Origin of the sequence: Amycolatopsis suaedae, assembly GCF_004214935.1 — a bacterium.
GTDB lineage: Bacteria > Actinomycetota > Actinomycetes > Mycobacteriales > Pseudonocardiaceae > Amycolatopsis > Amycolatopsis suaedae.
This window is the reverse complement of record NZ_SFCC01000015.1, coordinates 98,094-116,008: the sequence shown is the minus strand read 5'-3', so window position 1 is coordinate 116,008 and position 17,915 is coordinate 98,094. Positions and strand designations below refer to the sequence as shown.

Here is a 17,915-nt window from a genome sequence, read left to right as displayed (position 1 = left end):
TTCTCCGTTCCCGACCCGCGAGTCGACCATTCCGGACCCGCGAGTTGCACGTTCCCGCCTCCCTGGTCCCACCGCCTGGCGCGCCGGTCCAGATTGCGGGACGAACCCGTCTTCGCCCGGCCGAACGGGCCGCTCGCGCGGCGGTGCCGGGCCGGAGCGCGAGTCTCGCGTTCCTGAACACGTCTTTCGCGTTCCTGAACGCGATACTCGCCAGCCGGACGCGAACGGCCCGTTCACCGGGCTGGTGAACGGGCCGTTCGTCGCGTTGCCGTCAGTTGCCGTCGGCCGTGTAGATCGAGCCGGGGGTCACCACCCAGAGCTTGCCGTCCGGGCCGGCGACCTCGTCGCGGGTACGGCCCTGACCGGTGTAGATCTTGCCACCGGAGCCGCTGGTGTTGGTCTTGTAGGTACCGCCCTTGAGCGAGGCGATGTAGAAGCTGTTCTTGTAGTAGGCGATCCCGCTCGGCGTCGCCTGCGAGGTCGGCCAGGTCTTGATCGGGTTGGTGTAGGCCGGGTTGCTGCCGTTGCCCATGTAGGACGGCCAGCCGTAGTTCTTGCCGACGTCGATCTTGTTCAGCTCGTCGACGTTGCTCGGGCCGATGTCGGTGGCGTAGAGCTGGTTGCCCACCCAGGTCAGGCCCTGGACGTTGCGGTGCCCCTTGGAGATCCACTTGCGACCGCCCGGATTGCCCGGGGCGGCGTTGCCGTTGGCGTCGATCCGCAGGATCTTGCCGCCGAGCGAGTTGTCGTTCTGCGCGTTGCCGCCGTTCTGCCCGTCACCGGTGCCCGCGTAGAGATGGCCGTCGGGCCCGAACCGCAGCCGGCCGCCGTGGTGGAACTGGCTTCCCCTGGGGATGCCGGTGACGATGGGCGTCGGGTTCTGCCCCAGCTTGAGCTTGGCGATGCGGTTGTCCGACGAGGTCGTGTAGTAGATGAACACCGTCTGGTCGGTCGCGTAGTTCGGCGACACGGCCAGGCCGAGCAGACCGGCCTCCTTGGTCACGCTGACCCCGGAGATGGTCTGGACGTCGACCACCTTGCCGTTCTCGATCTTGCTGATCTTGCGGGCGTCCTTCTGCGTGAACAGCGGAGTACCGCCGGGCAGGAAGTCGACCGCCCATGCCTGGTTCAGACCGCTGGCGACCCGGGTGATGGCCAGCGGGGACATCTCGGACGGCTCCGCCGCCGTCGCGATGCCGGCGGTCGCCACCGCCGCCATCGAGGTCGCCGCCACGGCGGCGAGGCTTCGGCGCAGGGACATGAACTCCTCCTTTGGAGCTACCCATGGCTTCAGGATCGCGGCGGACATGGATGCACGGGACACATCCACGGGTGGATAAAAACACCCTGATCGGTTCCCCCGACACCACCGATAGTGTTGACCTTTTCGTAATGATCGGATCTATCGACCACGACGGGTAACATCACAGACTATTTACTACTCCATCCGGTGGGATCGACGTACCTGGAATGGACCCAAAGTCCCAGCCGTGCCTAGCTTCCCCGAAGCAGGCGCTCATAGTGTGCAGTCTGCCCGGCCCTCTGACCGGGCATCGGTTCGACGACAGCGTCGTCAAAGATCCGAGGAGTGCATCATGATCGAAACCACCGAGTACGAGGTCTGGACCACTCCCGACTTCGTGGAGTACGAGACGCCGATGGAGGTCACAGCCTACGCGGCCCGGATGGACTGACATCCGGCGTGGTGGCGGGGCGGTGATCCCGGCCCGCCACCGTGGCCTTCCCCGTCCCCCACTCATCGGAGGTCTCTGATGATCGCTCCCCGTACCGACGACGAGTTCGTCGCCGCTCTGCGCGGCCTGTCCCACCGTTACTGGGGCACCCACCCGTTCCATCACCGCATGCACGCGGGCGAGCTGAGCGAGCACGAGCTGCGGGTGTGGGCGGCCAACCGCTGGTACTACCAGTGCATGCTGCCGCAGAAGGACGCGGCGATCATCAGCAACTGCCCGGTCCCCGAGGTCCGCAGGCTGTGGCTCGACCGGATCGTCTACCACGACGGCCGCGCCGACGGCGCCGACGGCGGGATCGAGCGCTGGCTGCGGCTGTGCGAGGCCGTCGGGCTGGACCGGCAGGAGGTCACCGACCAGCGGCACGTCGTGCCGGGCGTGCGGTTCGCCGTCGACGCCTACGTGACGTTCGCCCGTACCAGGCCCTGGGTGGAGGCCGTCGCGTCCGGGTTGACCGAGATGTTCGCCGGTCACCTGATGAAGCAGCGGGTCACCGACATGCTGGCGGGCTACGACTGGATCCGGCGGGAGGACCTCGCGTACTTCACCAACCGGATCGACGCCGTGTCCGGCGAAGGACAGTCCACACTGGACATCGTGGTGCGGTACAGCGAGACCCGTGCGCAGCAGGACGCGGCGATCGCCGCGTTGTCGTTCAAGTGCGACGTGCTTTGGTCGATGCTGGACGCGATCGAGCGAGCCGGCCGCAAGGAGTGAGGATGACCAGACCGGTGCTGCGCCGGGGAGTCCGGCTCACCTACGACCGGACCCGCAAGACCCACGTGCTGTTGTTCCCGGAGGGGGTGCTGGTGCCCAACCCGACGGCCGCCGCGGTGCTGGACCTGTGTGACGGCGCGTCCACTGTGGACGACATCGCGGCGTCGCTGCGCAAGCGGTACACCGGGGTCCAGGTGGGCGAGGTACGCGACGTACTGAAGCGGCTGACCGAACGGCGGGTTGTCGAATGGACGTGACCACGCAGCCTCCGCTCGGCCTGCTCGCCGAGTTGACCCACCGCTGCCCACTGCATTGCCCGTACTGCTCCAACCCGGTAGAACTGGTCGCCCGCAGGGATGAACTCGACACCGCGACCTGGCTGCGCGTGCTGTCCGAGGCCCGGGAGATCGGTGTCCTTCAGGTCCACATGTCCGGCGGCGAACCGCTGGCCCGCCCCGACCTGCCGGAGCTGGTCGCCCACGCGACCGAGCTGGGCTGCTACGTCAACCTGGTCACCAGCGGGCTCGGGCTCACCGAGGCCCGGCTGGCCGACCTCGTCGAACGGGGCCTGGCCCACGTGCAGCTGTCGGTGCAGGGCGCCGACCCGGCCCGTGCCGACCGCATCGCCGGCGCGCGGGCGTTCGAGCACAAGCTGGTCGCCGCAGAGCTGATCCGGGCGGCCGGCCTGCCGCTGAGCGTCAACGTCGTTCTGCACCGGCAGAACCACGACCAGGTCGCGGGGATCATCGCGCTGGCCGAGCGGATGGGTGCCGACCGGCTGGAACTGGCCAACACGCAGTACTACGGCTGGGCACTACGCAACCGCGACCTGCTGATGCCCACCCCGGAGCAACTGGCCGCGGCCGAGCCCGTCGTGCGGGAGGCGACCGAGCGGTTACGCGGGAAGATGGAGATCATCTACGTGGTCGCCGACTACCACGAGCGCTACCCGAAGCCGTGCATGTACGGCTGGGGTGCGCGGCAGCTGACGGTCGCGCCCAACGGTGACGTGCTGCCGTGCCCGGCGGCCACCGCGATCGAGACGTTGAAGCTGGCCAACGTCGCGCGGTCGTCGATCCGGGAGATCTGGTACGACTCGGAGTCGTTCAACGCCTACCGTGGCGAGGACTGGATGCAGGAGCCGTGCCGGACCTGCGACCGGCGCTCGATCGACTTCGGCGGCTGCCGGTGTCAGGCGTTCCTGCTCACCGGCGACGCCGCGGCGACCGACCCGGTGTGCTCGCGCTCCCCGCGGCGAGAGGTCGTCGACCTGGTGCTCGCGGCACCGCGTACCCAGACCGACCTGGTGATGCGCGGGCCGAAGGCGGCGGCACGATGAGGGCGGTACTGCTGGGAACGGCGGCCGGCGGCGGTTTTCCGCAGTGGAACTGCGCGTGTCCACTGTGTACTTCCGGTGCGCCGGCACGGACGCAGGACTGCCTGGCGGTGAGTGCGGACGGCCACGACTGGTACCTGATCAACGCCTCACCGGACATCCGCTCCCAGATCCTGTCCACGCCCGCCCTGGCCGCCGGCCCCGGACCGAGGGACACGCCGCTGCGGGGTGCCCTGCTGACCGACGCCGAACTGGACCACACGCTCGGCCTGATGATGCTGCGCGAAGGATCGGGGCTGCGGGTGTGGGCACCCGACGCGGTGCTGCACGCGTTGCGGCACGGCTTCGGACTGCGTGACATCGTGAGCCGGTACGGCGGCTGGGACTGGGCTCCGGTCGACACCGCCACGGTGCTCGGCGGCCTGCGGGTCACGGTGCTGCCGGTGAGCGACAAGCGTCCGAAGTACGCCGCCGATGAGTCCAGAGTGGACGGACCGTGGGTGGTCGCGTACCGGATCGAGGACCCGGCGACCGGCGGCGTCCTGGTGTACGCGCCGTGCCTGGCGACCTGGCCGGACGGGTTCGACGCGTTCGTCGAGGACGCGGACTGCGTCCTGCTGGACGGGACGTTCTACGCGTCCGGTGAGATGTCGGGCGCGACGGCCGAAGGCGTCGGCTCTGGTGCGCAGCGGGCGATGGGCCACATCCCGGTGACCGACAGCCTGGTACACATCCGCGAGCACCTGGCGCGGCGGCCGGGAACGCGCTGGTGCTACACCCATCTGAACAACACCAACCCGCTGGTCGACCCGGCCAGCCCCGAGCACGCCGAGGTCCGCGCCGCCGGGGCGGAAGTCCCCCCGGACGGCACGGAGTTCAAGCTCTGAGTGAGCGTCAGGCAATACCTTCGGGTGACGCGCCGTCCACCTGGACGCCGGCGGCGGTGATGCGATCGATCTCCGCGAGGTCGTCGGCCGACAGGTCCAGGTCGGCGGCAGCCAGGCTGTCCTCGATGTTGCGGGCCTTGCGCGCCCCCACGATGGCGACGTGCACGCCGTCCTGCGCCAGCGTCCACGCGATGGCCAGCTGGCTCACCGTCGCACCGCGGTCGGCGGCGAACGCCTTCAGCTCGTCGACCACCGCCAGGTTGCGGCGCAGGCTCTCGCCCTTGAACGCGGTCGCCTCCGACCGCCAGTCGCCCGGCTCGAACGTGCTGTCCGGCGTCAGGGCCCCGGTCAGCAGGCCGCTGCCCAGCGGGCTGTACACCAGCACACCGATGTCGTGTTCCCGGCAGTACGGCAGCGGGTCGGTCTCGATGGCCCGGCGGAACAGGTGATACGGCGGCTGCAGCGTCTCGACCGGGCGGGTCCGGTCGAAGGCCGCCAGCTGCTCGGTGTTGTAGTTCGACACACCGGCGTGGCGGATCTTGCCCTCGTCGACCAGCTCCTGCAACGCACCGGCGGTCTCCTCCGCCGGGGTGTCGGCGTCGGGCCAGTGCACCTGGTACAGGTCGATGTGGTCGAGCTCCAGGTGCCGCAGGCTCTCCTCGACACCGCTGCGCAGGAAGTCCCGCCTGGCGTCCCGCGAACGCTCCTCGCCGGGCTTGACGCCACCCTTCGTGGCGATCACCACGCTGTCGCGGTCCCGCTTCAGCTCTTCCCGCAGCGCACGGCCCAGCAGCGCCTCCGACCTACCGAACCCGTAGGCCTGCGCGGTGTCGAAGAAGTTGACACCCAGCTCCCGCGCGTGCTGGATTGCCTTGACAGCGGCGTCCTCGTCGAACGATCCCCAGTCTCCGCCGAGCTGCCAGGTGCCGAAGGCGATCCTGGAGACGTTCAGCCCACTCCTGCCCAAAATCGTCGTACGCATACCCCCAGCCAAACACAGTTGTCCATCCCCCGCATGAACGGAGAACGCACAGGTGAAGGCGGCCCTGACAGCCCCGCTGCGGCATCAGAACTTTCGTTGGCTGCTCGGTGGCAGGACGTTCGCCGAACTGGGCAACGCCATCGCACCCGTCGCGCTCGCGTTCGCTGTGCTCGATCTCACCGGCTCCGTGGTCGACCTCGGCATCGTGGTCGGCGCGCGCTCGCTGGCCAACGTCATCCTGCTGCTGTTCGGCGGCGTCCTCGCCGACCGGCTGCCCAGGGCGGTGATCCTGCAGGGCACGGCACTGGCCGCCGGTGTCACCCAGGCGCTGATCGCGCTGAGCGTGCTGACCGGGTTCGCCTCCATCCCGCTGCTGATCGGGCTCAGCGTGCTCAACGGCGCCGTCGCCGCACTGTCCCTGCCCGCCGCGGCGGCGCTGACGCCGCAGGCCGTTCCCGCGGAGCTGCTCGCCCAGGGCAACGCGCTGGCGAGGCTGTGCTCCAACACCGGCCGCATCGTGGGCGCGGCCGTCGGCGGGCTGCTGGCCGGCCTGGTCGGCCCGGGCTGGGCGATCATGGTCAACGCCGTCGTCTTCGTCCTGGCGATGGTGGGCTACCGCGGGGTACGGCTGCCCCGCACGACCGCAGGCGAGACGTCCAGTCCCCTGCGTGACCTGATCGACGGCTGGCGTGAGTTCGTCGCGCGGCGCTGGGTGTGGATCGTCGTGCTGCAGTTCATGGTGTTCAACGCCGTGTTCGTGGGCGGGACGGTCGTGCTCGGCGCCGCCGTTGCCGACGACACGATCGGCCGCGCGGCGTGGGGGTTCGTACTGGCGGCCGAAACGGCAGGCGCGTTCGTCGGCGGCATCTTGGTCGCCCGGTGGCAGCCCCGGCACCTGCTGCGCATCGGCGTCGCGGTAACCGCCGCGGGCGCGTTACCGCTGGTCGTCCTGGCCGAGGTTCCGCTGGTGGTGCCGCTGCTCGCGGCCATGTTCCTGGCCGGGATCGCGCTGGAGGTCTTCGTCGTGGCGTGGGACGTCTCGCTGCAGGAGAACGTGCCGCCGGACAAGCTCGCCCGGGTCTACTCCTACGACATGGTCGGCTCGTACATCGCGATGCCGGTCGGCGAGGTGGCGGCCGGGCCGATCGCGGCGCGGTTCGGCATGGAGAACACCCTGCTGGCGGGCGGGGTGCTGATCGTGCTGGCCACCGCCCTCGCCCTGGGCAGCCGCGAGGTCCGCAAGCTGACCAGGAAGGATCTACTGGCCGAACCGGCGTGACCTGAGGCTGCCGAGAGAACTAGGCGTTCGGCAGAGTCCACATCAAGCGGGTCCGCAAGAGATACGCCGTTCACCCCGAGGAAAACCCACGCGACAGGTTGTTGCCGTCGCATGAGCGGATGCACTGCGTGGCGAGGCACTACCTCGCCAACCGCTCATTCAGCTCCACGCTGATACCCGCCACCCGCGCAGCGGCCTGCTCCACCAGATGCTCGCGTGACGACACCGCCGACACCACAGCATCATGGGCAAACGCCTTCAAAGAACGCCCTTCGGCTGCCACACGGATGCTCTCCATCTCCTCTTCGGAGAACTGCGGGTTCAACGCTGGCATACCCGCATGATGCCTGATCCGGTACCTGGTCGCGCAAGCTCAGCCTAGGAGCGCCAGGGGCGGACTTCCTCCAGCATCCTGGCGACGGCCAGCACCAGGTCGTCGGAGTGCCTCGGCCCGACGATCTGCAGCCCGACCGGCATCCCGTCGGCCGTGAAGCCGGCCGGCACGCTGATCGCGGGCTGCTGGGTCAGGTTGAACGGGTACGAGAACGGTGTCCACTGTGGCCAGTGCTCGAACGCGCTGCCCGGCGGCACGTCGTGCCCGGCCTCGAACGGCGACAGCGGCATCGTCGGCGTGATCAGCACGTCGTAGCGGGTGTGGAACTCGCCCATGTGGATGCCCAGCGCCGCCCGCTCGGCGCTCGCGCCCAGGTAGTCGCTGGCCGAGTAGGTCAGGCCCTGCTCCCAGACGGCCCGCAGGCCCTGGTCGATCTTCTCGGCCGACCCCGCCGGGAACGTGTCCAGCCACTTCGCCGCACCCGTGGTCCACAGCGTCCAGAACGCGTCGAACGGGTCGGCGAAACCGGGGTCGGCCTCCTCGATCTCCAGCCCGGCCTCGTCGAGCGCCGCGACGGCGGACAACACGATCTGCGCGATCTCCGGGTCGACATCGACGTAACCGAGGTTCGCCGAGTACGCGGCCCGCACCCCGCGGACGTCCCTGCGCACGGCCTCGCGGTAGGAACCGACCGGCGGAGCCAGCGCCGTCGGGTCACGCGGGTCGGGCAGCGCGAGGACGTCGAGCAGCAGCGCCGTGTCGTCGACCGAACGGGCCATCGGGCCTGCGTGCCCGAGCGGGCCGAACGGGCTCGCCGGGTACAGCGGGATCCGCCCGCCGGTCGGCTTGAGCCCGACGATCCCGCAGAACGACGCCGGAATCCGCACCGAACCACCGCCGTCGGTGCCGACCGACAGCTCACCCATCCCGGCCGCGACCGCCGCCGCGCTGCCGCCGCTGGACCCACCGGCGGTCCTCGACGGGTCGAACGGGTTGCGGGTGATGCCGTTGAGCGTGTTGTCGGTGACGGCCTTCCAGCCCAGCTCCGGCGTGGTCGTCTTGCCCAGCAGCACCATGCCTGCCTCGCGCAGCCGCGCGGTGACCGGGCTGTCGACGTCCCATGACTGCTCCGGGTCGATGCACCGCGAGCCGCGCAGCGTGGGCCAGCCCTGGGTGAGGAACATGTCCTTGATCGACACCGGCACGCCGTCCAGCCAGCCGATCGGATTCCCCTCGCGCCAGCGCTCCTCGGACAGTTTGGCCTGGTCAAGCGCACTCTCGGCGTCAACAAGGCAGAACGCGTTCAGCTCACCGTCGCGTTCCTCGATGACCTTCAGCGCGGCCCGGGTCGCCTCGACCGGCGACCACTCCCCGCTCGAGAACGCCGCGGCGAGCTCGGCGGCCGTCAACAGCGGGTTCTGCTCGGTCACCGGTTTCCTCCAGACGGCACGTAGCCGAGTTGCTTGTCCACGACGTTACGAAGTGGCTGTCCTTCACACCAGCGGGTGAAGTTGTCAGTGAACACCTCGACCAGCGTGTTGCGCCACCCGACGACGTCGCCGGACATGTGCGGGGACACCAGCACGTTATCCATGGTCCACAGTGGATTGTCAGGCGGGAGGGGTTCGGTGTCGAACACGTCCAGCGCGGCGCCCGCGATCTCGCCCGCCCGCAACGCCTCGATCAGGTCCGCGGTGACGACCAGTTCACCCCTGCCGACGTTGACGAACCGGGCCTGCGGCTTCATCGCGGCGAACGCGGCGGCGTCGAACATGCCCTTGGTCTGCTCGGTCAGCGGCGCGACGGCGACGACGTAGTCGAAGTGCCCGAGGTGATCGGCCAGCACCGCCGAGGCGTGCACGGTGCCGAAGTCCGGGTCGTCGGCGACCGCCCGCCTGCCTGCCCCGGTGACGTCCAGGCCGGCGGCCCGCAGCAACCGCGCGATCGACCGGCCGATCGGCCCGGTGCCGACCACCAGCACCCGCCTGCCCGCCGCCCGCTCGGTCTCCCGGTGCCGCCACTCGCCGCGCTGCTGCAGCCGCAGCGAACCGGCGAAGTCCTTGGCGAACGCCAGGATCACGCCGAGCACGTACTCCGCGATCGCGCCGTCGAAGACGCCGCGGGAGTTGGTCAGCACCACGTCGCTGGCACGCAGCTCGGGGAACATCACCGGGTCGACACCCGCGCTGGCGATGTGCACCCACCGCAGCCGGTCGGCCGCGTGCCAGGCCCCCGGCACGGCCGTGGAGAGGAAGTCGTAGACGAAGAGGGCGTCGGCGCCGCGCAGTACGTCGGCCAGGCCGTCGGCCCGGGTGTAACGCACCTCGGCCGCCCGTTCGATGGGGTCCATGTCCGGGGGGCGCTTGTCGCCACAGAGCACTGCCAGCACCGGAAATTCCGTGCCGATCACCGTTGACACGTTAGGAGCCGGTCGTATGATTGTCAACAATCCGAGGAGTCACCCCGGAGGCACCCTTCATATGCCGGCGGAGGCGAGCCTTGGATTTTGAGCTGCCCGTGTTCGAGGGCCCGCTGGCGCAGCGGGGAATCGGCGTGATCGCCCCCTTCGACCTGGCACTGGAGCGGGAACTGTGGCGCTGGGTGCCGATGGAGGTCTCCCTCCACCTGGCCCGAACGCCGTACGAACCGGTGCCGGTCAGCATGGAGATGGCCCAGCTGGTGAGCAACAGCCAGCACCTCGCCGCCGCCACCAGGGACGTCCTGCACGTCGAACCCGAAGTGGTCGCCTACCTGTGCACGTCGGGCAGCTTCGTCAACGGCATCGACTACGAGCGTTCGCTGTGCAAGGCCATCTGCGACGCCGGCGCGCCCGACGCGGTGACGACCTCCGGCGCACTGGCCGAGGTGCTGGACCAGCTCGACCTGAAGAAGGTCTCGGTGCTCACGCCCTACGACGGCGACCTGACCGGGAAGCTGCACGACTTCCTCGGCGAACTCGGCGTGCAGACCGTCGCCAGCGACCACCTCGGACTCGGCGGTGGCATCTGGAAGGTCAGCTACCGCACGATCGCCGAACGCATCCTGGCCGCCGACCACTCGGCGGCCGAGGCGATTTTCGTCAGCTGTACCAACCTGCCGACGTACGACCTCATCGAGCCATTGGAGACCGCGCTGGGCAAACCGGTGCTCACCGCCAACCAGCTGACCATGTGGGCCTGCCTGAAACGGATGGAGCTGCCGATCGTCGGACCGGGACAGTGGCTACGCGAGCTGAGTTGACGTAGGATTGTCGACAATCCTACGTATCGACCCGGAGTGCGCATGACGACCGTCGGCTTCATCTACCCCGACCACGCGGCCGAGGACGACTACCCGCTGGCCGAACGCATGCTCGGGGACGGCCTGAGCCTGCCGGTCGAGCACATCTACGGCACCGACCTGCACGCCGTCCCCGAGCTGCTGGACCTGGGCAGCCCGGAGCGTCTCGCCGAGGGCGCGCGGCTGCTGGCCAAGCACGAGCCGGACGCGGTGATCTGGGCTTGCACCAGCGGCAGCTTCGTCTACCGGCCCGACGGCGCCCGCACCCAGGCCGACCAGCTCGCCGCGGCGGCGGGCGTGCCGGCGTCCAGCACGTCGTTCGCGTTCACCGAGGCGGCGAAGGCCCTCGGCCTGCACCGGGTCGCGGTCGCGGCCAGCTACCCGGACGACGTGGCGAAGCTGTTCGTCGAGTTCCTCGGCGCCGCGGGCGTCGAGGTGGTGGCCATGGGCAGCGAGGACATCGACACGGCGGCCGAGGTGGGCAGGCTGGAGCCGGATAAGGTGGTGGACCTGGCCCTTCGCCACGACCACCGGCGCGCCGACGCGGTCCTGATCCCGGACACCGCGATGCGCACCCTGGCGTTGGTGAACACGATCGAGGACCAGCTGGGCAAGCCCGTGCTCACCGCCAACCAGGTGACCATCTGGCACGGCCTGCGGCTGGCCGGCGACTCGCGCACCTCGCAGGACCTCGGAGCGCTCTTCGCCACCGGAACAGGGAGCTGAGTTCGTGCCGTTAGCCGACATCGACATCGAGCCGGTCAGCAGGGAGTCGACAGCCGGCATCATCGCCCGGCAGCTGCGTGACGCCATCATGACCGGTGCGCTGCCACCGGGAACCCAGCTCGGCGAGACCGAGCTGGCAGCACAGTTCCAGGTCTCCCGCGGCCCGCTGCGGGAGGCCATGCAGCGGCTGGTGTCGGAAGGGCTGCTGCGCAGCGAGCGGCACCGCGGCCTGTTCGTCATCGACCTCGAACCCGAGGACGTCTACGACATCTACTCCGCACGCGCGGCCATCGAGCGCGCGGCGGTGTTCCGGGTGCTGCACGGCGACGTCGCGACCGCGGCCGACCAGCTCGACGAGGCCGTCGCCGCGATGGCCGAGGCAGCCAAGCAGGACGACCCGAACGCACTGTCGGACGCGGACCTGCACTTCCACGAGACGCTCGTCGCCGCGTCCGGCAGCAAGCGGCTGGTGCGGATGGCCCGCACGCTGCTGATCGAGACCCGGATGTGCCTGAGCCTGCTGGAACACACCTACCGCGAGGTGGACGAGCGGGTCACCGAGCACAACCGGATCATCCAGGCGTTGCGTGACGGCGACCGCGACCGTGCGCTGGAACTGCTCGACGCGCACATGGAGGACGCGGTGGCCCGGCTGGCGCCCGGTACCAGCCTGTTCGACGCGCCACCGGCTCGCTCCGACACCTGACGAAAGTCGGGTACGGCCCCTGCCGTTCGCTCGCTGCTCCGCGGGGGTGATGATTCCTACTGTCGCCGCATGAAGACGAAAACCCTGTGGTGGACCGGTTTCGGCCTGCTGCTGTTCACCCTGCACACCAACTGGGCGAGCCCGGTGGCGGCGTGGCTGTTCGCCATCCCGTTGCTGCGGTACGCGCGGCTGCGCGACCCGAAGCCCGGCCTGCTGCGGCTGTGGGCGGCGTTCGGGCTGGGCTCGCTGGTGTGGCTGGTCGCCACCGAGACCGTGTTCGTGCCGGCGATCGTGGGCGTGTTCGCGTTGCTGGCGACCCTGCAGACACTGCCGTTCGCCGCGGACCGGCTGCTCGCCGGACGGCTGCCGGCGTTCCTGTCGACGCTGGTGTTCCCGGCCGCGGTGGTGACCACCGAGTTCGCCTTCCGGCTCGTCGACTTCGGCGACTACGGGACACTCGGCTTCACCCAGCACGCGAACCTGCCGTTGCTGCAGCTGGCCTCGGTGACCGGGGTGCATGGCATCAGCTTCCTGGTGGCGTGGTTCGCGTCGGTGACGCTGCACCTGTGGGAGCGCGGCGGCTGGTCACGCGTGGGCACCGTTTACGCGGCCGTGCTGGCCGTCGTCCTCGCCGGCGGCGTGGCCAGAATGGCGTTGCTGCCGCCGTCCGGGCAGACCACCCGGGTCGCCGCGGTCAGCCAGGCCCCGGCGTCGGTCGACGCCTCGAAACGCGCGCTGACCGGCCTCGGCGTCGAGTACTGGCGTGCCGCCGAAGTGTGGCGGGCCGACCACGGTGCCGTGCGGGCGGCGTTCGCCCCGGTCACCGACGACCTGCTGGAGCGCACCCGGCAGGAGGCCGCGGCCGGGGCCCGGCTGGTGGTCTGGCCGGAAACCGAGGCCCGCGTGCTGGCCGAGGACGTGCCCGGCCTGGTCGCCAGGGCGTCCCAGGCCGCGGGTGATGCCTACGTGCAACTGGCGTTCGCGCTCTACACCGACGCCGCGCCGAACGTCCGCAACGTCGCGCTGCTGGTCGCGCCCGGCGGGCGGGTCGAGTGGACCTACGACAAGACCAACCCCACACCGATGGAGCCGATGACCCCCGGGCCCGGGACCGTCCCGGTTGCCGCGACGCCATTCGGCTCGGTGGCCACCGTCATCTGCTACGACGCCGACTTCCCCGGGCTGATGCGGCAGGCCGACGCCGGCCTGATGCTCGTGCCTGCCAACGACTGGTACGGCTTCCGGCACCTGCACGCCGAGCGCGCGGCGATCCGCGCCGTGGAGAACGGCTACTCGATCGTGCGGCCGTCCAGCAACGGCGTGACGACGGCGATCGACCCGCACGGCACCGTGCTCGGCAGGTCGGACTACTTCCGGACGGACCGGCAGACGGTCGTGGCCGAGTTGCCCACGCAACGCGTGGACACGGTGTACGACCGGGTGCACGACCTGTTCGCCTGGCTCGCCGTGGCCACCCTGGCCGGGCTGATCGGGCTGGCCGTGTTCCGCCCGCGTGCACTGCCGTGAAGGGCCCTCACGGCGTCTGGTGCCAGGACCCCGGCGGAGTCGGGTGGTCCGGAGCGCGTCATTCGCGTTCCGGAAGGCGAGACTCGCGTTCCTGAGCGCGTGACTCGCGGCGGGTGGTCCGTTGGCGTGAGGGTGGGTCACGGGCTGGGACGTCGGGTCCGGATGGTGAGTGTCGTGTTCGGGAACGCGAGACTCGCGTTCCGGCCCGGCAGGGCCGCGCGAGCGGCCCGTTCGGCCAGCCATTCCTCCCGCGATCTGGAATCGGCGTGCCGGACAGTGGGACCAGGCGGGCGGGAACGTACAACTCGCGCGTCAGAACCTACGACTCGCGCCCCAGAACGTACAACTCGCACGAACGGGCCGTTCACACGGACGACCGGCACGACGTGAGAACCGGCGTCCACATCGTGAGTTCTGCGCTCACGCACGCGAGTTCTGCTTTCCGGCACGCGAGTTCTACGCTCGAGACTAACCACCTCGCCTGCCCGAGGCCCTCACGGCGTCTGGTGCCGTGAGGCCCCCTTCCCGGCACGCGCGGGTCAGCTGAGCGCGTCGGCGATAGCAGTACCCAGCTCGGCGGTGGTGGACTTGCCGCCGAGGTCCGGCGTGGCGACCCGGCCCTCGGCGAGCACCCGCTCCACCGCCGCCCGCACGGCGTTCGCCGCCGCGGTCTCGCCGAGGTGGTCGAGCATCATCGCCCCCGCCAGCACCTGCGCCACCGGGTTGGCGATGCCCTGCCCGGCGATGTCCGGCGCGCTGCCGTGCACCGCCTCGAACATCGACGGGAACTCGCCGGGCGGGTTGATGTTGCCCGACGGCGCCATTCCCAGCCCGCCGGTGACGGCGGCGGCCAGGTCGGACAGGATGTCGCCGAACAGGTTCGACGCCACCACGACGTCGAGCCGGTCCGGCTGTTGCACCATCCGCGCGGCCAGTGCGTCCACATGGCACTGTTCACTGTGGACGTCCGGGTACTCGGCGGCGATCTCGGCGAACACCTCGTCCCAGAACGGCATCGAGTGGATCAGGCCGTTGGACTTCGTCGCCGAGCACACCCGCCCGGTGCGGGTGCGGGCCAGGTCGAAGGCGTAGCGGATGATCCGCTCCACGCCGACCCGGGTGAACACCGACTCCTGCAGCACGAACTCGTCCGGCCGCCCGGCGTTGTGCCTGCCGCCGAGCTGGGAGTACTCCCCCTCGGAGTTCTCCCTGACGATCACCATCTCCAGCTCGTCGGCCGAGCGTCCGGCCAGCGCGGAGGTGGTGCCCGGCAGCAGCCGTACCGGGCGCAGGTTGACGTACTGGGCGAACGCGCGGCGCAGCGGGATCAGCAGGCCCCACAACGACACGTGGTCCGGAACGCCGGGGAACCCGACCGCGCCGAGGAAGATCCCGTCGAACGCGGCGAGCTGCTCGACGCCGTCGGCGGGCATCATCGTCCCGGTGCTGGTGTAGCGCTCGCAGCTCCAGTCGAACTCCGTCCACTCCAGACCGAAGCCGTTCAGTTCCGCTGCCCGGTCGAGGACCTTGCGGGCCTCGACGGAGACGTCGACACCGATGCCGTCGCCGGGGATGGCGGCAATCCGGTAGTTCACAGGCTCACCGCGATGTACTTGGTCTCCAGGAACTCGTCGATGCCGACGGTGCCGCCCTCCCTGCCGAGGCCGGACTGCTTCACGCCGCCGAACGGCGCGGCCGGGTTGGACACCAGGCCCTGGTTGAGCCCGATCATGCCGGTGTCCAGCCGTTCACAGACCCGCAGCGACCGCTTGAGATCGCTGGTGTACACATAGGACACCAGGCCGTACTCGGTGTCGTTGGCCCACTCGATGACCTCGTCCTCGTCGTCGAACACCGAGATCGGGGCGACCGGGCCGAAGATCTCCTCGTCGGCGAGCTTGGCGTCGGCGGGGATGTCGGTGAGCACGGTGGCCGGGTAGAAGTTGCCGGGACCGTCGACGGCCGTGCCTCCGGTGAGCACCCTGGCGCCCTTCTCGACGGCGTCGGCGACCAGGCCGCTGACCTTCTCCACCGCGGGCTCGTCGATGAGCGGCCCGACGACGACGCCCTCCTCGGTACCCCGGCCCATCTTCAGCGCTGACATCTTCTCGGTCAGCCGCCGCGCGAACTCGTCGGCGACGCCACGCTGCACGTAGAACCGGTTGGCCGCGGTGCATGCCTCGCCGATGTTGCGCATCTTGGCCACCATCGCACCCTCGACCGCGGCGTCCAGGTCGGCGTCGTCGAAGACCAGGAACGGCGCGTTGCCGCCCAGCTCCATCGACGTGCGCAGCACCTTGTCCGCACACTGCTCCAGCAGCTTGCGGCCGACGGCGGTGGAGCCGGTGAAGGACAGCTTGCGGGCGCGACCGTCGCGGATCAGCGGTTCCATGACCCCGCCGGAGTCGCTGGTGGTCACCACGTTCAACACGCCCTCGGGCAGCCCGGCCTCGGCGAGGATGCCCGCCAGCGCGAGCATGGACAGCGGTGTCTGCGCCGCTGGCTTCATCACCATCGTGCAGCCGGCGGCGACGGCGGGACCGATCTTGCGGGTACCCATGGCCATCGGGAAGTTCCACGGCGTGATCAGCAGCGACGGGCCGACCGGCTGGCGGTGCACCAGGAACCGGCCGCTGCCGTTGGGCGCGACGGCGTAGCCACCGTCGATGCGCACGGCCTCCTCGGCAAACCAGCGGAAGAACTCGGCGGCGTAGGTGATCTCGCCCTTGGACTCGGCCAGCGGCTTGCCCATCTCCAGGGTCATCAGCAGCGCCAGGTCGTCTGCCCGGTCGATCAGCAGCTGGTAGGCACGGCGCAGGATCTCCCCGCGCTCCCGCGGCGCGACCCCGGCCCAGGACTGCTGTGCGGCACACGCGGCGTCCAGCGCCGCGACGCCGTCGGCGGGCGAGGCGTCGGCGACCTCGCACAGCACCTCGCCGGTGGACGGGTCGTGGACCGGAAGCGTCCGGCCGCCCTCGGCCGCCCGCCATTTGCCGCCGATGAACAGTTCCTTGTTCACCGCGGCAACGACACTGGTCTCACTCATCGCTTATCGCTCCTCAGCCTTGTTGCCCCGTACCGCGGTCCATGCTACGAATATTGTTGACAATCTACAACCCGTTAGGAGCCCGCTGCCATGGCTCAGCTCTCCCCATTGCTCAAGCAGGCCACCCCGGTCGTGGTCGACCACGGCGAGGGCGCCTATCTCTTCGACGTCGACGGGCGCCGACACCTCGATTTCACCGCCGGAATCGGCGTGACGAGTACCGGGCACTGCCACCCCCGTGTGGTGCAGGCCGCGCAGGACCAGATCGGCAAACTCATCCACGGCCAGTACACCACCGTGATGCACCGGCCGCTGCTCGAACTGACCGAGCGGCTCGGCGAGGTGCTGCCGTCCGGGCTGGATTCGCTGTTCTTCGCCAACTCCGGCAGCGAGGCCGTCGAGGCGGCCCTGCGGCTGACCCGGCAGGCCACCGGCCGGCCCAACGTGATCGTCTTCCAGGGCGGGTTCCACGGCCGGACCGTCGCGGCGGCGTCGATGACGACGTCCGGCACGCGGTTCAGCGCCGGTTTCTCGCCGCTGATGTCCGGCGTGCACGTCGCGCCGTTCCCGTACGCCTACCACTACGGCTGGGACGAGGCGACGGCGACGAAGTTCGCGCTGCGCGAGCTCGACTACCTGTTCGCCACGGTCAGCGCCCCCAACGAGACCGCCGCGTTCTTCGTCGAGCCGATGCTCGGCGAGGGCGGCTACGTCCCCGCCAACACCGAGTTCCTCGCCGGCCTGCGGGAGCGGGCCGACCGGCACGGCATCCTGCTGGTCGTCGACGAGATCCAGACCGGCTTCGGCCGTACCGGACGCTTCTGGGGGCACGACCACTTCGACGGCAAGCCCGACGTCGTGCTCATCGCGAAGGGCCTGGCCAGCGGCTTCCCGCTGTCCGGCATCGCGGCGTCGCGGGAGCTGATGGCCAAGGCGTGGCCGGGGTCGCAGGGCGGCACCTACGGCGGCAACGCCGTGTCGTGTGCCGCGGCCGTCGCGACGCTGGACGTCATCCGCGAGGAGAACCTGGTCGCCAACGCGGCCGAGCGCGGCAGGCAGCTGATCGACGGGGTGCGGCTGGTCGCCGACAAGACCCCGGGCATCGGTGACGTCCGCGGGCTCGGGCTGCTGGTCGGCTCGGAGTTCACCACCGCCGAGGGCGAGCCGGACACCGCGACCGCGCAGGCCGCGCAGAAGGCCGCCGCCGAGCGGGGGCTGCTGCTGCTCACCTGCGGTGCGTACATGAACGTCGTGCGGATGATCCCGCCGCTGGTGGTCACCGCCGAGCAGGTCGACGAGGCGCTCGGCATCTGGGCCGAGGTCGTCGCGTCGGTGACGAAGTAGG

At 70.0% G+C, this 17,915-nt stretch carries 18 protein-coding genes; 11 read left to right on the top strand and 7 right to left on the bottom strand.

Annotation, left to right across the window (positions count from 1 at the left end):
• Positions 1 to 271: 271 nt before the first annotated feature.
• Positions 272 to 1,261, bottom strand: a complete 990-nt coding sequence (locus tag EWH70_RS27220; RefSeq protein ID WP_130478371.1) for a PQQ-dependent sugar dehydrogenase — start codon at positions 1,259 to 1,261, stop codon at positions 272 to 274.
• Positions 1,262 to 1,595: 334 nt separating this feature from the next.
• Between EWH70_RS27220 and pqqA the strand changes: the two genes are divergently transcribed.
• The 5 genes from pqqA to pqqB all read left to right on the top strand — a co-directional run bounded on the left by pqqA (position 1,596) and on the right by pqqB (position 4,691).
• Positions 1,596 to 1,694, top strand: coding sequence for a pyrroloquinoline quinone precursor peptide PqqA (gene pqqA, locus EWH70_RS27215; RefSeq protein ID WP_130478370.1), 99 nt, complete (start codon positions 1,596 to 1,598; stop codon positions 1,692 to 1,694).
• Positions 1,695 to 1,772: 78 nt separating this feature from the next.
• Positions 1,773 to 2,468 carry a pyrroloquinoline-quinone synthase PqqC gene (gene pqqC, locus EWH70_RS27210; RefSeq protein WP_130478369.1) on the top strand — a complete coding sequence of 232 codons (696 nt, stop codon included), beginning with the start codon at positions 1,773 to 1,775 and terminating at the stop codon, positions 2,466 to 2,468.
• A gap of 2 nt (positions 2,469 to 2,470) precedes the next feature.
• The gene (gene pqqD, locus EWH70_RS27205; RefSeq protein WP_130478368.1) at positions 2,471 to 2,725 is read left to right on the top strand and encodes a pyrroloquinoline quinone biosynthesis peptide chaperone PqqD; all 255 of its coding nucleotides are present in this window, start codon (positions 2,471 to 2,473) and stop codon (positions 2,723 to 2,725) included.
• Positions 2,716 to 3,807 carry a pyrroloquinoline quinone biosynthesis protein PqqE gene (pqqE, locus tag EWH70_RS27200; protein ID WP_130478367.1) on the top strand — a complete coding sequence of 364 codons (1,092 nt, stop codon included), beginning with the start codon at positions 2,716 to 2,718 and terminating at the stop codon, positions 3,805 to 3,807. Before pqqD ends, pqqE begins: the two co-directional genes overlap by 10 nt.
• Positions 3,804 to 4,691: a pyrroloquinoline quinone biosynthesis protein PqqB gene (gene pqqB, locus EWH70_RS27195; RefSeq protein ID WP_130478366.1), complete on the top strand. Its 888-nt coding sequence runs from the start codon at positions 3,804 to 3,806 to the stop codon at positions 4,689 to 4,691. Before pqqE ends, pqqB begins: the two co-directional genes overlap by 4 nt.
• Before the next feature lie 7 nt (positions 4,692 to 4,698).
• Here the strand turns inward: pqqB and EWH70_RS27190 are convergent, their stop codons facing one another.
• The gene (locus EWH70_RS27190) at positions 4,699 to 5,673 is read right to left on the bottom strand and encodes an aldo/keto reductase (RefSeq protein ID WP_130478365.1); all 975 of its coding nucleotides are present in this window, start codon (positions 5,671 to 5,673) and stop codon (positions 4,699 to 4,701) included.
• 52 nt (positions 5,674 to 5,725) lie between these two features.
• Between EWH70_RS27190 and EWH70_RS27185 the strand changes: the two genes are divergently transcribed.
• Positions 5,726 to 6,952 carry an MFS transporter gene (locus EWH70_RS27185; RefSeq protein WP_130478364.1) on the top strand — a complete coding sequence of 409 codons (1,227 nt, stop codon included), beginning with the start codon at positions 5,726 to 5,728 and terminating at the stop codon, positions 6,950 to 6,952.
• A 139-nt stretch (positions 6,953 to 7,091) separates the two neighbouring features.
• Here EWH70_RS27185 and EWH70_RS27175 read toward each other — a convergent pair whose 3' ends face one another.
• Genes EWH70_RS27175 through EWH70_RS27165 form a run of 3 tightly spaced genes read right to left on the bottom strand, consistent with a single transcriptional unit; the run spans position 7,092 to position 9,636 of the window.
• On the bottom strand, positions 7,092 to 7,286 hold the full coding sequence (locus EWH70_RS27175) for a hypothetical protein (RefSeq protein ID WP_130478363.1): 195 nt from the start codon (positions 7,284 to 7,286) through the stop codon (positions 7,092 to 7,094).
• Positions 7,287 to 7,330: 44 nt separating this feature from the next.
• On the bottom strand, positions 7,331 to 8,716 hold the full coding sequence (locus EWH70_RS27170; protein WP_130478362.1) for an amidase: 1,386 nt from the start codon (positions 8,714 to 8,716) through the stop codon (positions 7,331 to 7,333).
• On the bottom strand, positions 8,713 to 9,636 hold the full coding sequence (locus EWH70_RS27165) for a D-2-hydroxyacid dehydrogenase (RefSeq protein WP_130478482.1): 924 nt from the start codon (positions 9,634 to 9,636) through the stop codon (positions 8,713 to 8,715). The genes EWH70_RS27170 and EWH70_RS27165 overlap by 4 nt, the downstream gene beginning before the upstream one ends.
• Positions 9,637 to 9,785: 149 nt before the next feature.
• On the opposite strand from EWH70_RS27165, the gene EWH70_RS27160 reads away from it, so the two are divergent.
• The 4 genes from EWH70_RS27160 to EWH70_RS27145 all read left to right on the top strand — a co-directional run bounded on the left by EWH70_RS27160 (position 9,786) and on the right by EWH70_RS27145 (position 13,524).
• Positions 9,786 to 10,526 (top strand): maleate cis-trans isomerase family protein, encoded by a 741-nt coding sequence (locus tag EWH70_RS27160; RefSeq protein WP_130478361.1) that lies wholly within the window; start codon positions 9,786 to 9,788, stop codon positions 10,524 to 10,526.
• A 42-nt stretch (positions 10,527 to 10,568) separates the two neighbouring features.
• A complete protein-coding gene (locus EWH70_RS27155; protein WP_130478360.1) occupies positions 10,569 to 11,291 on the top strand; it encodes a maleate cis-trans isomerase family protein in 723 nt (240 codons plus the stop codon).
• Between the two features lie 4 nt (positions 11,292 to 11,295).
• Positions 11,296 to 11,997, top strand: a complete 702-nt coding sequence (locus EWH70_RS27150) for a GntR family transcriptional regulator (protein WP_240687252.1) — start codon at positions 11,296 to 11,298, stop codon at positions 11,995 to 11,997.
• A 69-nt stretch (positions 11,998 to 12,066) separates the two neighbouring features.
• Positions 12,067 to 13,524 (top strand): apolipoprotein N-acyltransferase, encoded by a 1,458-nt coding sequence (locus tag EWH70_RS27145; RefSeq protein WP_130478359.1) that lies wholly within the window; start codon positions 12,067 to 12,069, stop codon positions 13,522 to 13,524.
• Between the two features lie 539 nt (positions 13,525 to 14,063).
• Here the strand turns inward: EWH70_RS27145 and EWH70_RS27140 are convergent.
• On the bottom strand, positions 14,064 to 15,119 hold the full coding sequence (locus EWH70_RS27140; RefSeq protein ID WP_130478358.1) for a tartrate dehydrogenase: 1,056 nt from the start codon (positions 15,117 to 15,119) through the stop codon (positions 14,064 to 14,066).
• Positions 15,116 to 16,570 carry an NAD-dependent succinate-semialdehyde dehydrogenase gene (locus EWH70_RS27135; protein ID WP_130478357.1) on the bottom strand — a complete coding sequence of 485 codons (1,455 nt, stop codon included), beginning with the start codon at positions 16,568 to 16,570 and terminating at the stop codon, positions 15,116 to 15,118. The genes EWH70_RS27140 and EWH70_RS27135 overlap by 4 nt, the downstream gene beginning before the upstream one ends.
• Positions 16,571 to 16,660: 90 nt before the next feature.
• Between EWH70_RS27135 and EWH70_RS27130 the strand changes: the two genes are divergently transcribed.
• Positions 16,661 to 17,914, top strand: coding sequence for an aspartate aminotransferase family protein (locus tag EWH70_RS27130; protein WP_130478356.1), 1,254 nt, complete (start codon positions 16,661 to 16,663; stop codon positions 17,912 to 17,914).
• The last annotated feature ends 1 nt before the right edge of the window (position 17,915 follow it).

Bases quoted from the DNA above. Each gene is read 5' to 3' on its own strand.
- EWH70_RS27220 (WP_130478371.1), bottom strand. From the start codon at position 1,261: ATGTCCCTGCGCCGAAGCCTCGCCGCCGTGGCGGCGACCTCGATGGCG.
- pqqA (WP_130478370.1), top strand. From the start codon at position 1,596: ATGATCGAAACCACCGAGTACGAGGTCTGGACCACTCCCGACTTCGTG.
- pqqC (WP_130478369.1), top strand. From the start codon at position 1,773: ATGATCGCTCCCCGTACCGACGACGAGTTCGTCGCCGCTCTGCGCGGC.
- pqqD (WP_130478368.1), top strand. From the start codon at position 2,471: ATGACCAGACCGGTGCTGCGCCGGGGAGTCCGGCTCACCTACGACCGG.
- pqqE (WP_130478367.1), top strand. From the start codon at position 2,716: ATGGACGTGACCACGCAGCCTCCGCTCGGCCTGCTCGCCGAGTTGACC.
- pqqB (WP_130478366.1), top strand. From the start codon at position 3,804: ATGAGGGCGGTACTGCTGGGAACGGCGGCCGGCGGCGGTTTTCCGCAG.
- EWH70_RS27190 (WP_130478365.1), bottom strand. From the start codon at position 5,673: ATGCGTACGACGATTTTGGGCAGGAGTGGGCTGAACGTCTCCAGGATC.
- EWH70_RS27175 (WP_130478363.1), bottom strand. From the start codon at position 7,286: ATGCCAGCGTTGAACCCGCAGTTCTCCGAAGAGGAGATGGAGAGCATC.
- EWH70_RS27165 (WP_130478482.1), bottom strand. From the start codon at position 9,636: ATGGACCCCATCGAACGGGCGGCCGAGGTGCGTTACACCCGGGCCGAC.
- EWH70_RS27155 (WP_130478360.1), top strand. From the start codon at position 10,569: ATGACGACCGTCGGCTTCATCTACCCCGACCACGCGGCCGAGGACGAC.
- EWH70_RS27145 (WP_130478359.1), top strand. From the start codon at position 12,067: ATGAAGACGAAAACCCTGTGGTGGACCGGTTTCGGCCTGCTGCTGTTC.
- EWH70_RS27135 (WP_130478357.1), bottom strand. From the start codon at position 16,570: ATGAGTGAGACCAGTGTCGTTGCCGCGGTGAACAAGGAACTGTTCATC.
- EWH70_RS27130 (WP_130478356.1), top strand. From the start codon at position 16,661: ATGGCTCAGCTCTCCCCATTGCTCAAGCAGGCCACCCCGGTCGTGGTC.